Annotated in this window: 9 protein-coding genes, 2 tRNA genes, 2 rRNA genes and 4 pseudogenes; 6 read left to right on the top strand and 11 right to left on the bottom strand. The window is 41.3% G+C overall.

Annotation, left to right across the window (positions count from 1 at the left end):
- Positions 1 to 89: 89 nt before the first annotated feature.
- The 5 genes from AYJ55_RS04250 to murI all read right to left on the bottom strand — a co-directional run bounded on the left by AYJ55_RS04250 (position 90) and on the right by murI (position 6593).
- Positions 90 to 2993, bottom strand: a 23S ribosomal RNA gene (locus AYJ55_RS04250).
- 305 nt (positions 2994 to 3298) lie between these two features.
- Positions 3299 to 3374 (bottom strand) — tRNA-Ala (locus tag AYJ55_RS04245).
- Positions 3375 to 3441: 67 nt separating this feature from the next.
- Positions 3442 to 3518 (bottom strand) — tRNA-Ile (locus AYJ55_RS04240).
- 66 nt (positions 3519 to 3584) lie between these two features.
- Positions 3585 to 5127 (bottom strand): 16S ribosomal RNA (locus AYJ55_RS04235).
- Together the 16S and 23S rRNA genes with 2 tRNA genes alongside form the textbook arrangement of a ribosomal RNA operon.
- A gap of 626 nt (positions 5128 to 5753) precedes the next feature.
- Complete coding sequence (gene murI, locus AYJ55_RS04230; RefSeq protein ID WP_063654455.1) at positions 5754 to 6593, bottom strand: glutamate racemase; 840 nt, start codon at positions 6591 to 6593, stop codon at positions 5754 to 5756.
- A gap of 340 nt (positions 6594 to 6933) precedes the next feature.
- Between murI and trmA the strand changes: the two genes are divergently transcribed.
- Both trmA and AYJ55_RS32615 read left to right on the top strand, forming a co-directional pair.
- The gene (gene trmA, locus AYJ55_RS04225) at positions 6934 to 8037 is read left to right on the top strand and encodes a tRNA (uridine(54)-C5)-methyltransferase TrmA (RefSeq protein WP_063654453.1); all 1104 of its coding nucleotides are present in this window, start codon (positions 6934 to 6936) and stop codon (positions 8035 to 8037) included.
- A 276-nt stretch (positions 8038 to 8313) separates the two neighbouring features.
- A pseudogene (locus AYJ55_RS32615) lies at positions 8314 to 9028 on the top strand (IS982 family transposase); the annotation flags it as partial.
- A 121-nt stretch (positions 9029 to 9149) separates the two neighbouring features.
- Here the strand turns inward: AYJ55_RS32615 and rpmG are convergent.
- Entirely contained in the window at positions 9150 to 9317 is a 168-nt protein-coding gene (gene rpmG, locus AYJ55_RS04215) for a 50S ribosomal protein L33 (protein ID WP_063654450.1), read from the bottom strand.
- Positions 9318 to 9330: 13 nt separating this feature from the next.
- A complete protein-coding gene (rpmB, locus tag AYJ55_RS04210) occupies positions 9331 to 9567 on the bottom strand; it encodes a 50S ribosomal protein L28 (RefSeq protein ID WP_063654448.1) in 237 nt (78 codons plus the stop codon).
- A gap of 300 nt (positions 9568 to 9867) precedes the next feature.
- Here rpmB and AYJ55_RS30490 point away from each other — a divergent pair, with 300 nt between their 5' ends.
- Together AYJ55_RS30490 and AYJ55_RS35535 are read left to right on the top strand one after the other, a co-directional pair.
- Positions 9868 to 10032 carry a hypothetical protein gene (locus AYJ55_RS30490; protein WP_187153167.1) on the top strand — a complete coding sequence of 55 codons (165 nt, stop codon included), beginning with the start codon at positions 9868 to 9870 and terminating at the stop codon, positions 10030 to 10032.
- 219 nt (positions 10033 to 10251) lie between these two features.
- Positions 10252 to 11038, top strand: a pseudogene (locus AYJ55_RS35535) (IS701 family transposase); the annotation flags it as partial.
- Positions 11039 to 11076: 38 nt separating this feature from the next.
- Here the strand turns inward: AYJ55_RS35535 and AYJ55_RS28025 are convergent.
- The 3 genes and pseudogenes from AYJ55_RS28025 to AYJ55_RS04190 form a co-directional block, all read right to left on the bottom strand.
- The gene (locus tag AYJ55_RS28025) at positions 11077 to 11217 is read right to left on the bottom strand and encodes a JAB domain-containing protein (protein WP_425393772.1); all 141 of its coding nucleotides are present in this window, start codon (positions 11215 to 11217) and stop codon (positions 11077 to 11079) included.
- A 200-nt stretch (positions 11218 to 11417) separates the two neighbouring features.
- Positions 11418 to 11543 (bottom strand): annotated as a pseudogene (locus tag AYJ55_RS31585) (tyrosine-type recombinase/integrase); the annotation flags it as partial.
- A gap of 160 nt (positions 11544 to 11703) precedes the next feature.
- Positions 11704 to 12567, bottom strand: coding sequence for a YicC/YloC family endoribonuclease (locus AYJ55_RS04190; protein WP_063654440.1), 864 nt, complete (start codon positions 12565 to 12567; stop codon positions 11704 to 11706).
- Between the two features lie 121 nt (positions 12568 to 12688).
- On the opposite strand from AYJ55_RS04190, the pseudogene rph reads away from it, so the two are divergent.
- A pseudogene (gene rph, locus AYJ55_RS04185) lies at positions 12689 to 13440 on the top strand (ribonuclease PH).
- A 29-nt stretch (positions 13441 to 13469) separates the two neighbouring features.
- Positions 13470 to 14120, top strand: coding sequence for an orotate phosphoribosyltransferase (pyrE, locus tag AYJ55_RS04180; RefSeq protein ID WP_063654438.1), 651 nt, complete (start codon positions 13470 to 13472; stop codon positions 14118 to 14120).
- A gap of 85 nt (positions 14121 to 14205) precedes the next feature.
- Here the strand turns inward: pyrE and slmA are convergent, their stop codons facing one another.
- Complete coding sequence (gene slmA / locus AYJ55_RS04175) at positions 14206 to 14805, bottom strand: nucleoid occlusion factor SlmA (protein WP_063654436.1); 600 nt, start codon at positions 14803 to 14805, stop codon at positions 14206 to 14208.
- Between the last annotated feature and the right edge of the window lie 36 nt (positions 14806 to 14841).

Genomic DNA, 14841 nt, shown 5'->3' with positions numbered 1-14841 from the left:
GACCAAGTCTCTGCCATCAGCAAAATTCGACCAGATTCAATCTCTGAACAAGCTAAAATTCTCTCTCTCAAAAACACCTTCGGTGTTGTTAGGTTAAGCCTCTCGGGTCATTAGTACTGGTTAGCTCAACGTATCGCTACGCTTACACACCCAGCCTATCTACGTCCTCGTCTCGAACACCCCTTATAGGACATTACTGTCAGGGAAGACTCATCTTGAGGCAAGTTTCCCGCTTAGATGCTTTCAGCGGTTATCTCTTCCACACTTAGCTACCAGGCGATGCCATTGGCATGACAACCTGTACACCAGTGGTGCGTCCACTCCGGTCCTCTCGTACTAGGAGCAGCCCCCCTCAATCTTCCTTCGCCCACGACAGATAGGGACCGAACTGTCTCACGACGTTCTAAACCCAGCTCGCGTACCACTTTAAATGGCGAACAGCCATACCCTTGGGACCTACTTCAGCCCCAGGATGTGATGAGCCGACATCGAGGTGCCAAACACCGCCGTCGATATGAACTCTTGGGCGGTATCAGCCTGTTATCCCCGGAGTACCTTTTATCCGTTGAGCGATGGCCCTTCCATTCAGAACCACCGGATCACTAAGACCTACTTTCGTACCTGCTCGCGCTGTCACGCTCGCAGTCAAGCTGGCTTATGCCTTTGCACTAACCTCACGATGTCCGACCGTGATTAGCCAACCTTCGTGCTCCTCCGTTACGCTTTGGGAGGAGACCGCCCCAGTCAAACTACCCACCAGACACTGTCCTCAGCCCGGGTTACGGGCCTAAGTTAGAACATCAAACATTAAAGGGTGGTATTTCAACGTCGGCTCCATGCAGACTGGCGTCCACACTTCAAAGCCTCCCACCTATCCTACACATCAAGGCTCAATGTTCAGTGTCAAGCTATAGTAAAGGTTCACGGGGTCTTTCCGTCTTGCCGCGGGTACACTGCATCTTCACAGCGAGTTCAATTTCACTGAGTCTCGGGTGGAGACAGCCTGGCCATCATTACGCCATTCGTGCAGGTCGGAACTTACCCGACAAGGAATTTCGCTACCTTAGGACCGTTATAGTTACGGCCGCCGTTTACTGGGGCTTCGATCAAGAGCTTCGCCTTACGGCTTACCCCATCAATTAACCTTCCAGCACCGGGCAGGCGTCACACCGTATACGTCCACTTTCGTGTTTGCACAGTGCTGTGTTTTTAATAAACAGTTGCAGCCAGCTGGTATCTTCGACTGGCTTCCGCTCCGGATGCAAGACCCTTCACCTAATGCCAGCGTGCCTTCTCCCGAAGTTACGGCACCATTTTGCCTAGTTCCTTCACCCGAGTTCTCTCAAGCGCCTGAGTATTCTCTACCTAACCACCTGTGTCGGTTTGGGGTACGATTAATGATTACCTATCGCTTAGAGGCTTTTCCTGGAAGCTGGGCATCAACTACTTCACCACCTTAGTGGCTCGTCATCACGTCTCAGTGTTGTAGCAGTGCGGATTTGCCTGCACTACCCACCTACTCGCTTAAACCGGGACAACCGTCGCCCGGATAGCCTAGCCTTCTCCGTCCCCCCTTCGCAGTAACCCTTAGTACGGGAATATTAACCCGTTTCCCATCGACTACGCTTTTCAGCCTCGCCTTAGGGGTCGACTTACCCTGCCCCGATTAACGTTGGACAGGAACCCTTGGTCTTTCGGCGAGCGGGTTTTTCACCCGCTTTATCGTTACTTATGTCAGCATTCGCACTTCTGATACCTCCAGCAGACCTCTCAGTCCACCTTCTACAGCTTACAGAACGCTCCCCTACCCAACAACACCTAAGTGTCGCTGCCGCAGCTTCGGTGCATGGTTTAGCCCCGTTACATCTTCCGCGCAGGCCGACTCGACCAGTGAGCTATTACGCTTTCTTTAAATGATGGCTGCTTCTAAGCCAACATCCTGGCTGTCTAAGCCTTCCCACTTCGTTTCCCACTTAACCATGACTTTGGGACCTTAGCTGGCGGTCTGGGTTGTTTCCCTCTTCACGACGGACGTTAGCACCCGCCGTGTGTCTCCCGTGATAACATTCTTCGGTATTCGTAGTTTGCATCGGGTTGGTAAGTCGGGATGACCCCCTAGCCGAAACAGTGCTCTACCCCCGAAGATGAATTCACGAGGCGCTACCTAAATAGCTTTCGGGGAGAACCAGCTATCTCCCGGTTTGATTGGCCTTTCACCCCCAGCCACAAGTCATCCGCTAATTTTTCAACATTAGTCGGTTCGGTCCTCCAGTTAGTGTTACCCAACCTTCAACCTGCCCATGGCTAGATCACCGGGTTTCGGGTCTATACCCTGCAACTTAACGCCCAGTTAAGACTCGGTTTCCCTACGGCTCCCCTATGCGGTTAACCTTGCTACAGAATATAAGTCGCTGACCCATTATACAAAAGGTACGCAGTCACACCCTTTCGGATGCTCCTACTGCTTGTACGTACACGGTTTCAGGTTCTATTTCACTCCCCTCACCGGGGTTCTTTTCGCCTTTCCCTCACGGTACTGGTTCACTATCGGTCAGTCAGGAGTATTTAGCCTTGGAGGATGGTCCCCCCATATTCAGACAGGATAACACGTGTCCCGCCCTACTCTTCGAGCTCACAACACTTACCGCTTCAGATACGGGGCTATCACCCTTTATTGCGGGCCTTTCCAGACCCTTCTCCTGCGGTAAATTTTGATGTTGACTCTGGGCTGCTCCCCGTTCGCTCGCCGCTACTGGGGGAATCTCGGTTGATTTCTTTTCCTCGGGGTACTGAGATGTTTCAGTTCCCCCGGTTCGCCTCATTTGACTATGGATTCATCAAACGATAGTGCATCAATGCACTGGGTTTCCCCATTCGGACATCGCCGGCTAGTACGCTTCATATCAGCTTACCGACGCTTTTCGCAGATTAGCACGTCCTTCATCGCCTCTGACTGCCTAGGCATCCACCGTGTACGCTTAATTCGCTTAACCTCACAACCCGAAGGTGTCTTACGCTGCCTTTTTGCTAGGTTATGGGCACCTCTCCACCCATTCTTTATTGGGCAGTGCTCGCTGTGCGCTGGCCGTCTCGAATGGCTGACTGCTCGCTCATAACGCTTTCATCATGACAACAAAAACCCAACTGATTGGAGTTTTGAGAGTTCTCCACACTATTTTTCAATAATGTGTGTTTCAATTTTCAGCTTGTTCCAGATTGTTAAAGAGCATTATTATTCGCAGCATACTGTTGCCAGCCTGCTCTGAATAACTTTTTATCTATATTTTATCTTGCAATATGGTGGAGCTAAGCGGGATCGAACCGCTGACCTCCTGCGTGCAAAGCAGGCGCTCTCCCAGCTGAGCTATAGCCCCATTAAGATTGTCGTATCATTACACCTTCCTGCTAACCTTACCTTTCAGCCACATCCATCAGCAATGTTGGTAGGCCTGAGTGGACTTGAACCACCGACCTCACCCTTATCAGGGGTGCGCTCTAACCACCTGAGCTACAAGCCTAATGATACCTTCTGCTCAATCTTCATCAGACAATCTGTGTGAACACTCACATTCCATCTATCTAGGTAAGGAGGTGATCCAACCGCAGGTTCCCCTACGGTTACCTTGTTACGACTTCACCCCAGTCATGAATCACAAAGTGGTAAGCGCCATCCAAAAGGTTAAGCTACCTACTTCTTTTGCAACCCACTCCCATGGTGTGACGGGCGGTGTGTACAAGGCCCGGGAACGTATTCACCGCGACATGCTGATCCGCGATTACTAGCGATTCCGACTTCATGGAGTCGAGTTGCAGACTCCAATCCGGACTTTGACGTACTTTCTGAGTTCCGCTTCCCCTCGCAGGCTCGCCTCTCTCTGTATACGCCATTGTAGCACGTGTGTAGCCCTACTCGTAAGGGCCATGATGACTTGACGTCATCCCCACCTTCCTCCGGTTTATCACCGGCAGTCTCCTTTGAGTTCCCGACCGAATCGCTGGCAACAAAGGATAAGGGTTGCGCTCGTTGCGGGACTTAACCCAACATTTCACAACACGAGCTGACGACAGCCATGCAGCACCTGTCTCAGCGCTCCCGAAGGCACACCTCTATCTCTAAAGGCTTCGCTGGATGTCAAGAGTAGGTAAGGTTCTTCGCGTTGCATCGAATTAAACCACATGCTCCACCGCTTGTGCGGGCCCCCGTCAATTCATTTGAGTTTTAACCTTGCGGCCGTACTCCCCAGGCGGTCGATTTAACGCGTTAGCTCCGGAGGCCACAGTTCTAGACCACAACCTCCAAATCGACATCGTTTACAGCGTGGACTACCAGGGTATCTAATCCTGTTTGCTCCCCACGCTTTCGCACATGAGCGTCAGTCTTTGTCCAGGGAGCCGCCTTCGCCACCGGTATTCCTCCACATCTCTACGCATTTCACCGCTACACATGGAATTCTACCCCCCTCTACAAGACTCTAGCTAACCAGTCTTGAATGCCATTCCCAGGTTAAGCCCGGGGATTTCACATCCAACTTAATTAACCGCCTGCGTGCCCTTTACGCCCAGTAATTTCGATTAACGCTCGCACCCTCCGTATTACCGCGGCTGCTGGCACGGAGTTAGCCGGTGCTTCTTCTGTCGCTAACGTCAATTGCTAAGGCTATTAACCTTAACACCTTCCTCACGACTGAAAGTACTTTACAACCCGAAGGCCTTCTTCATACACGCGGCATGGCTGCATCAGGCTTGCGCCCATTGTGCAATATTCCCCACTGCTGCCTCCCGTAGGAGTCTGGGCCGTGTCTCAGTCCCAGTGTGGCTGATCATCCTCTCAGACCAGCTAGAGATCGTCGCCTAGGTGAGCCTTTACCCCACCTACTAGCTAATCTCATATGGGTTCATCCGAAGGTGTGAGGCCATAATGGTCCCCCACTTTGCTCCTTAGAGATTATGCGGTATTAGCCACCGTTTCCAGTGGTTATCCCCCGCCTTCGGCCAGATCCCCATACCTTACTCACCCGTCCGCCGCTCGCCGGCAAGGAAGCAAGCTTCCTTCCGCTGCCGCTCGACTTGCATGTGTTAGGCCTGCCGCCAGCGTTCAATCTGAGCCATGATCAAACTCTTCAATTAAAAGCTTGATGCTCAAAGAATGCTTTACTGACCGTAACGCGCTTTTGTTCAACTCGCTTTGCCGATGTTTTACCACCTTCGCCGTTGCCTACCAAAATAACGTTACTGCATATTAGTTCATATATGAATTAACTGTTTTGTCACTCTTCAAGACTTTAAAATCAAATATTTTTTGATGATGTCTTGCGAGTGCCCACACAGATTGTCTGATTAATTGTTAAAGAGCGTGCGACCTAGACCGCGAGGTGGCGTATATTACGCTTTTCACCTGTAAAGTCAAGTACACGAGTTTCGCACCAATAAAAAAACGCTCTATTTTTAAGTTTAATTCAGCATAATATATAAATAGACAAAATCTTATAAATTAAAAGCAACTTATTGTAATTTAAACAAATTTATACGTTTTAGTAACTTGCAAATTAACCATTGCTTTTAAGCCATTTCTGGAATTTTATATGCCTGTGCGAAACTCGTGAAGTAGTTATTTCTACTTTCTTTTCACTTCACTGACTAAAAATCTAATTATTTACTCTCAACCAGTAGGAGCGCATTATAGGCGCTTTTAAGCCGCTGGCAACCGTTATTTAAAAAATTTGTCTAATTGGTTTATATTTCAACAAATCGGCTTAAATAGAAATTTTTTCTAACCGATTAAAACCTTCATTTATCAGTACAAGAATAAGCTTTTCAGCTTCAACATCCATTTTAGTGCAATAGGCGATATTTTTACTTTTTGTCAAAATCAAATTTTGATGGTTATTGATTAACCAAATCGCTCGTCTGGCAATTGCAGCGCCTGAATCAATGAGTCTGGTTCCGTCAAGCAGCACTTCTTTTAGTTCTACCGATAATAACGGAAAGTGTGTACAACCGAGCACAATGATGTCAGGGGGTTCTTTCATTTTTAACCACGGTTTTACAATGCGCACTAACGCATCTTTTGAGATTACCTGGCCATGAAGTTTTTTTTCTGCTAATTCGACTAATTCTGATGAAGCGATCATCTCAACTTTACAATCAACGGCAAATCGGTCGATCAGTTCTCTAGTATAATTTCCATTAACAGTTACCTTAGTTGCTAATAATCCAATAACACCATTACGTGTTAATTTAGTTGCTGGTTTTATTGCGGGAACAACCCCAATAATTGGAAATTGGAAATGCGCTCTTAAAACAGGCAAACTGACCGTACTTGCCGTATTACAAGCAATAATTGCTATTGCTAACGCATGTTTTTGTTGAATTTGATCGATGAAGCGAATAATACGTTCAATAATAAATTCTGCACTTTTCTCTCCATAAGGAAAAGCATCATTATCAAAAGCATAAATACAGTGTAAATCTGGCAATAGCTGTCTGACTTCACGGTAAACAGATAACCCACCAACACCAGAATCAAAAATTAGAATAGTTGGCCGAGCCGTTTTCGACTGAGCAGAGGTTACTTTTTTTATTTCATTTTTCATTCATTTCATCACAATAATGAACAATATGCTGATAAGAGAATTGTTAGTAAAAATAGTCATGAGTAATTATACAGTAATAATAGATTGAATGAATCCTGTGTAGTTGTAATAATTGTCCGCTTGTTTTAAGACAATATTATAACGTATTTTTATTTTTGCATTACCGTCCAATATCGAAGAACTAAAACTTTACGACTCTTACTATCAATATTCAAAAAAGTAGGCTTTAAAAAAACCTTTGTAATTACTATCTATAAATCGTGCACCAAAGCTAGACTTCTCTTTCTTTTTCCCTACAATCTCACGATAGAAAATTTTTTATCAAGATGAATCTGAATACATGCTAAATAATTTGTCAATTACCCAATATAACTTGCAGTTAGCTGAAAAAATCAAATATTTAAACAGTATTATACTGCCGTTTAATTCACCTAAGCCAGAAATTTTTCGTTCTGATTTTTCCCATTATAGAATGCGCGCTGAATTTCGCCTCTGGCATGAAGGACAAGATTTATTTCATATAATGTTTAATCAAACGACTAAACAACATATAAGAATTGATCAATTACCTAGCGCTTGTAAATTAATTAATCAAATGATGCTTACTTTAATTCCATTAATTAAAACTATACCGCTTTTACGTTATAAACTCTTCCAAGTAGATTATCTATCAACATTAAGTAATAAGATTATTGTTTCATTAATTTACCATAAAAAATTGGAAGAAGAATGGATTGAACAAGCTAAACAATTACGTACCGCTCTAATTAATCAAGGTTTTGATATACAACTTATTGGACGAGCGGCAAAAACAAAAATTATATTAGAACAGGATCATATTGATGAGGTATTACCTATTGCAGGTAAGTCAATTATCTATCGCCAAATTGAAAATAGTTTTACCCAGCCCAACGCCAGAATAAATATCAAAATGTTAGAATGGGCGATTAATATTACTAAAAACACAAAAGGCGATTTACTGGAGCTTTATTGTGGAAACGGTAATTTTTCTATCGCACTAGCACAAAATTTTAATCGTGTTCTGGCAACCGAGATTGCAAAACCATCAGTAGCAGCGGCTCAATATAATATTGAAGCTAATAAAATTAATAATGTAAAAATTATTCGAATGTCAGCAGAAGATTTTACCCAAGCAATACGAGGTGAACGTCAGTTTAAACGCCTTGAAGGTGTTAATTTAACAAGTTATAAATGTGAGACTATTTTGATCGATCCGCCTCGCTGTGGTTTAGATGAAAAAACGCTTGAATTAGTACAAAAATATCCACGTATTCTCTATATATCCTGTAATCCTAATACACTCTGTCACAATTTAAATATACTCAATAAAACTCATAAAATTGATCGATTAGCGTTATTCGATCAATTTCCTTATACCCACCATATTGAATGCGGTGTTTTACTTGAGAAAAAACATATTTGACCTGAGTTCGGGATAAGAAATAAAGTGAAAGTCTTGCTATTCAAATAGTTGAATGCGCATATTTCGTTAAAATACTCTAACACACGAGTTTCGCACAGGCATATAAAATTCCAGAAATGGCTTAAAAGCAATGGTTAATTTGCAAGTTACTAAAACGTATAAATTTGTTTAAATTACAATAAGTTGTTTTTAATTTATAAGATTTTGTCTATTTATATATCATGCTGAATTAAACTTAAAAATAGAGCGTTTTTTTATTGGTGCGAAACTCGTGATCAACTCCGATTCAGACAATTCAAGGTATTTTATCTCTATCATGTCCGTTTATATCTCAGGAAGAAATTTCCTAACTTGCCATCATATTCACGCTGCGTAGAGTTACTTCCGCGCAGTGCCTTAGCTTTAACGGCACTGTTTGAGTCAATTAAGGGAAAGTGCACGGATCTGTCGGTTGCCGATTCTACTCCGATAGCTGTGTGTGATAACTTACGGATCCGCCGGCATAAAGTCTTCGATGGGATAGCTGAACGAGGAAAAACCTCAACAGGTTGGTTCTTTGGTTTCAAACTTCATCTAATTATCAATCATTTGGGGGGAAATACTCAGTTTTCGACTTACACCAGGAAACACAGATGATCGGAAACCATTATCTGAGCTGATAAAAAGATCTTTCTAGTTATTTGTATGCGGATAAAGGGTATTTATCGGCTTCACTGAAACAGCAACTGAAAACAATGAGAATTAACCTTATAACGATATCAAGAAGAAAATGAAGCCTGTTGAACAGACTTGTTTCGACAAAGTCATCTTGCGTCATCGTTCTGTCATTGAAACGGTATTTGATGAGTTAAAAAATCTTTGTCAGATAGAGCATACGCGGCACCGCTCTCCTGCTAACTTTGTAGTGAATTTATTAGCAGGGCTGGTTGCATATTGTTTAATTCCATCTAAACCAAAGATACCGGTGGCAGGAACATATCTTCAAGCATAATTGATAATGCTTATCCCGAACTCAGGTTAACTTACGGGTCAATAAAAACAATGAGTTACAGATAACTTATTGTTTTAAAAGCACTAAAAACCCAGCTTGCGCTAGGTTTTTTATTAAGAAGTTATTTAATTTTAGCTTCTTTATAAATCACATGCTTACGAACAAATGGATCGAATTTTTTCATTTCCAATTTTTCAGGCATAGTACGTTTGTTCTTCGTTGTAGTATAGAAGTGACCTGTACCTTCAGAAGAAACCAGTTTAATTTTATTGCGAATACCTTTAGCCATTCTTTAGCGCTCCTTAGTATTTCTCACCACGGGTGCGAAGTTCAGCAAGAACTGCGTCGATCCCTTGTTTATCGATTATACGCATGCCTTTTGCTGACACACGAAGCTTTACGAAACGTTTCTCAGATTCAACCCAGAAACGGTGAGAGTGCAGGTTTGGCAGAAAGCGGTGTTTAGTTGCATTCATTGCGTGTGAGCGTTTGTTACCACTCATCGGGCGCTTACCAGTAACTTGACAGACTCGTGACATGTCTATTTCTCCAAAAATCTAATCAGCTCGAGCTTTATATCGGGAATGACTGCTTCGTCAGACTTGGAAGCCTATCTCAGCAAATTTTCTTAATATAAAAAATAACTTAACTTCAGTAAAACTCACTGAGATAGGCTCTTCTTGTTAAACCCGAGATCCTAAAAGGTGGCGTAGTATACGCCCTCTAGCGCTTTCACTCAAGCCCAGAACTAATAAAGTTGCTATTTATTACACGAGTTTCGCAATCTCCGAAAAAGAAGTATAAAGTTCAAAACAAGAAAAAATTAGGGTATTCATATTTTGTCCGGTTATCCATGCATTAAAAATATCTATAAAACATTCTTACAAGTAAGCAGTGTAAGATACTCTGGTTTGGCGTTATCAGAAGTAAGCCCATCGCCTTTATCTCATGACACTGTTAGCCGATGGCTAAAAAGTAGATGTTTTCGACCTAAAGACCTATGACGATTAGTTCAACCTTCTTAATTTACACGAGTTTCGCACAGACATATAAAATTCCAGAAATGGCTTAAAAACAATGGTTAATTTGCAAGTTACTAAAACGTATAAATTTGTTTAAATTATAATAAGTTGCTTTTAATTTATAAGATTTTGTCTATTTATATATTATGCTGAATTAAACTTAAAAATAGAGCGTTTTTTTATTGGTGCGAAACTCGTGATTTAGACAAAAAAAGCCCTTGCGTACTAATTGCCGATGATACATTGATTGCCAAAACACGTAGTAAAAAAATAGAGATGGTCCATTATCAATATTCAGGTAATGAACATGATGTTATTGCTGACATAGGTTTAGTTAATTTACTTTGGCATAATCTAACAACTGTTGAATCAATTCCTATTGATTATCGTATTTATGATAAAGATTCCGATGGAAAAACAAAAAACACGCACTTTTCCGAAATGCTCGCTCTTGCTAAAAAAAGAGGGATCATACCAGAAGCGGTAGTGATGGATGCCTGGTATTCTAGCCTGGATAATCTGAAATCAATTCGCTCTCATGGTTGGGTCTGGGTAACCACGCTGAGGAAAAACAGGATTGTAACCATAACAAACAACTGAACAAGTTAGACATCTCAGAAGAAGGAACTCCAATACACTTACGAGGCTACGGTTGGGTGACTGTTTTCAAATTTACAGCCAAAAACGGCCGTATTGATTACATAGTAACAAACAAAGACAATCCCACCCGTGAATACGTCAAATCTATCATGGATGCCCGTTGGTCTGTTGAAGTTTATCATCGAGAAATTAAAATTGTGGTATTGAACGCTGCCAGGCTCGCACGAGCCGAGCGCAAAGAAATCATATTTTTCTCGCTATTTCTGCGTGGTTTGAACAACATAAACGTCGTATATCTGAAAAAATAACCCTTTATCAACAAAATTGGGACGTAATCAAAAATGCTATTACTGAGCATATCCGTGTTTTATTAGCGTACCCAAATTAGTTTTGTGCGAAACTCGTGTATTAGTCAAAAATATGGTTCTAGAGTAGGCCAAGTTCGACAAATGAAAGGCATTTTTTATGAGTGACGACAAAATGGTCAAGCAATTTTATATCTATCAAACGGCAAGCATTAGCGATTTTTTCGGTGACAATTTTATCCGCTAAACTGGGCTCTGGCACGAGTTTCGCACAGGCATATAAAATTCCAGAAATGGCTTAAAAGCAATGGTTAATTTGCAAGTTACTAAAACGTATAAATTTGTTTAAATTACAATAAGTTGCTTTTAATTTATAAGATTTTGTCTATTTATATATTATGCTGAATTAAACTTAAAAATAGAGCGTTTTTTTATTGGTGCGAAACTCGTGATTATATCTGAACGCCATGACGGGATCCTGTCAGTTTTTCTAAAGCGTAAATAAAGCCCGTTGCCGTCCGCTTTCCTTTCGAACCTTTCACCTGGCTTTATCCACGCCCTTACCTCTTTATCTGCAAATTTAGGCATTGTGCAATTTGCAATGTAAAGTAGTGGGTGTATCCATAAAAGTGCTTTGGATGCACCCCAACCATGCACTGTTGTGATCCCTTCTGCAATGATAGTAAAAAAGCCCATCAATACAAGGTATCTTCTGGTTTCATAATATGTTGTGAATCACTATAAATTGCTATTCAATATTTTGGATCTGCTCACGCATTTGTTCTATTAATACTTTTAATTCAACAGCAGAATTAGTCACTTGGCTATTAATAGACTTTGAGGCCAAGGTATTTGCTTCACGATTAAATTCCTGCATCATAAAATCTAACCGACGGCCAACAGCTTCTTGTTTTTTAAGAATATTACGTGTTTCTTTGACATGAGCATCCAGCCTATCAAGCTCTTCTGCAACATCAATACGTTGCGCTAATATGATAAGCTCTTGTTCTAATCGATTATTATCTATCTGAATTTCTACCTCCTCTAATTTTGTTTGTAAACGCTCACGTTGCCATTTTAAAATTTCAGGCATTTGACAACGAACAGCTTGAATTTCCCGACAAACAACATCTAGCCGTTGCTCAATTATTATTTTTAGCATTTTCCCTTCGCTTTCCCGATTGAGAATAAAATCATCTAAAGCAAGTTCTAATTCTTTAAGTAAATGCGTACAAATAACATCCAAATCCTGCTCTTGAGCCGACATAACACCAGGCCAGCGAAGAATTTCTAACGGATTAATTTCTCCTTCACCACTACTCTTTTTTACCCAGTTAGCAGTTCTAATCAATTGGTTAGCTAACTCTTCATTCAGCACTAATTCACTCAGTTGGTGTGAGCTAAGTTCAAAACGTAAACTACACTCTACTTTCCCTCGGGTTAATCGGGCACGTAGACGCTCACGAATAATAGGTTCCAGACTTCTAAATTGTTCCGGCAAGCGAATATGAGTTTCAAGATAACGTTGGTTAACGGAACGCAGCTCCCAAGCCGCATTTCCCCATTCACTTTTTATATCTCGTCGTGCGAAAGCGGTCATACTATGGATCATATTTCGTTCCTATAAATAAAAATTAAATTATAACCTTGAGTGAAACCATAGGATAGGCATTCAATGTCGAAGAACGTATAATGCGCCACCAACATTGTTTAAAACACCGTGCGTCCAGAGAATAGATGAAACTAATCAGGCGCGCCCTATAATAAAAATCACCCGCCAATATACTAAACATGCCGAAGGCTCTGTTCTGATTGGATTTGGTGATACCAAAGTATTATGTAACGCCACAATCGAAGAAGACGTTCCCCGCTTTTTAAAAGGCCAATCACAAGGTTGAATAACAGCGGAATATGGTATGCTACCATGGACAACAAATTCTCGTAATATACGCGAAGCAGCAAAAGGCAAACAAACGGGTCGCACCATGGAGATACAACGCCTCATTGCCCGTTCTCTGCGAGCCGCCGTTGATTTAAAACAATTAGGTGAAATACCATTACACTAGATTGTGATGTTATTCAGGCTGATGGGGGAACTCGTACGGCTGCAATTTCTGGTGCCTATGTCGCTTTAACTGACACATTAAATAAAATGGGCGCAGAAGGAAAATTGAAAAAAAGCCCACTTAAATCGATGGTTGCTGCGGTTTCTGTCTGCATAGTGGATGGCAAACCTATTTGTGATCTAGAATATATTGAAGACTCTGCCGCAGAAACAGATATGAATGTTGTCATGATGGATAATGGTAAAATGATCGAAATTCAAGGTACTGCCGAAGGTGAGCCATTTAGTCATGAAGAGCTGCTATCACTGCTTTCTTTAGCAAAAAATGGTTTACAAATTATTTTTACCGCCCAAAAAGAAGCATTTAGAACAATAAATTTTAATCATCTGTTTAACGGTCTTTTTATAGCTATTAATTAAAGTGAGAATAAATTAAAGAGGAAAATTTAATGAAAAGTTATCAGCGCGAATTTATTAAACTCGCCATGAAAAAAAAAGCATTAGAATTTGGTGAATTTACGCTGAAATCTGGTCGTAAGAGCCCCTATTTTTTCAATGCTGGCCTCTTTAATACAGGAAAAGATTTAGCTGCACTCGGTCATTTTTATGCCCAAGCGTTTATGGATCATAATCCTGCTTGTGACATTATTTTTGGTCCGGCCTATAAAGGTATCCCGATCGTAACAACAATAGTAGTTGCGCTATCTGAGCATTATCACTTTAATAAGCCTTACTGTTTTAATCGTAAAGAGGTTAAAAAACATGGGGAAGGTGGAGAATTAGTCGGTAGCCCATTAAAAGGAAATGTTGTGATCGTTGACGACGTTATTACAGCAGGAACTGCAATCAAAGAATCTACAGAAATAATTAAGCGACATAAAGCTAAACTTAGTGCTGTTATATTAAGTCTAGATCGTCAGGAGAAAGGTGAAAAGAATCTATCCGCCGTCCAAGAAACCGAAAAAAAATTCAAATGCAAGGTATTTTCTATTATTACTTTGAATGATTTAATTAATTATCTAAGTGAAAATCCGAATATGTCAACCCATTTAGCTACGATGAAAGCTTATCGTGAGAATTATGGTATCACTCCTTCTTAACAAATAAAAAAATTAGCAATTTTATTAACCTACTAGCATAAAAAAACTCCGCCCAAATATCAGGCGGAGTGAGTAGTACAATTAATTATTGCAACTGCGCCAAGATCATAGGCCAGCGTGCATCAAATTCTTTAGTTGGGCAATACCGAAATTCTGAACGTACAAAACGCGATAGCATACCCTCACAAAACACTAATAATTGAGATGCTAATAAACTCTCATCATAACTAAAACTTTGCTTATCACGTATTTTTCTTTCCTTTAAAACCTGTCTAAATTGCGCTTCGATACGTTCAAACAATTGGCTAATCCTATCTTGTAACTGAACTTGCTCAAACATCAACGCATGTGCCGTCATTATTCGTGTCAATCCAGGATTTTTCTCCGCAAAACCGAGTATCAACATTAAAATCAACCGAATACGCCTAATGGTGTCTTTTTCATCTTGCAGAATCAGATTAATCCGTGAAATTAAAGAATTTTCAATAAATTCAATAAGGCTATCAAACATTTTTCCCTTACTAGGGAAATGCCGATAAAGTGCTGCTTCAGATACACCAACATGACTTGCCAACTTAGCTGTGGTAATGCGTTGACTACCATCACTCGTTTCCAACATTTGCGCAAGCACCTGCAAGATTTCCTCACGCCTGTTTTTCTTCTTTGTTATCTCTTTTCCTACCATGGCGAAACAAGACCCCTGATAAAACAACAAAACAGA

The sequence above is a fragment of the Candidatus Arsenophonus triatominarum genome, assembly GCF_001640365.1.
Lineage (GTDB): Bacteria > Pseudomonadota > Gammaproteobacteria > Enterobacterales > Enterobacteriaceae > Arsenophonus > Arsenophonus triatominarum.
The sequence above is the reverse complement of the archived record's forward strand: the minus strand, read 5'-3'. Positions and strand labels throughout refer to the sequence as shown.

What these genes read in the sequence shown, in the direction of transcription:
- murI (WP_063654455.1), bottom strand. Translation starts at nt 6,593, where the DNA reads ATGAAAAATGAAATAAAAAAAGTAACCTCTGCTCAGTCGAAAACGGCT.
- trmA (WP_063654453.1), top strand. Translation starts at nt 6,934, where the DNA reads ATGCTAAATAATTTGTCAATTACCCAATATAACTTGCAGTTAGCTGAA.
- rpmG (WP_063654450.1), bottom strand. Translation starts at nt 9,317, where the DNA reads ATGGCTAAAGGTATTCGCAATAAAATTAAACTGGTTTCTTCTGAAGGT.
- rpmB (WP_063654448.1), bottom strand. Translation starts at nt 9,567, where the DNA reads ATGTCACGAGTCTGTCAAGTTACTGGTAAGCGCCCGATGAGTGGTAAC.
- AYJ55_RS04190 (WP_063654440.1), bottom strand. Translation starts at nt 12,567, where the DNA reads ATGATCCATAGTATGACCGCTTTCGCACGACGAGATATAAAAAGTGAA.
- pyrE (WP_063654438.1), top strand. Translation starts at nt 13,470, where the DNA reads ATGAAAAGTTATCAGCGCGAATTTATTAAACTCGCCATGAAAAAAAAA.
- slmA (WP_063654436.1), bottom strand. Translation starts at nt 14,805, where the DNA reads ATGGTAGGAAAAGAGATAACAAAGAAGAAAAACAGGCGTGAGGAAATC.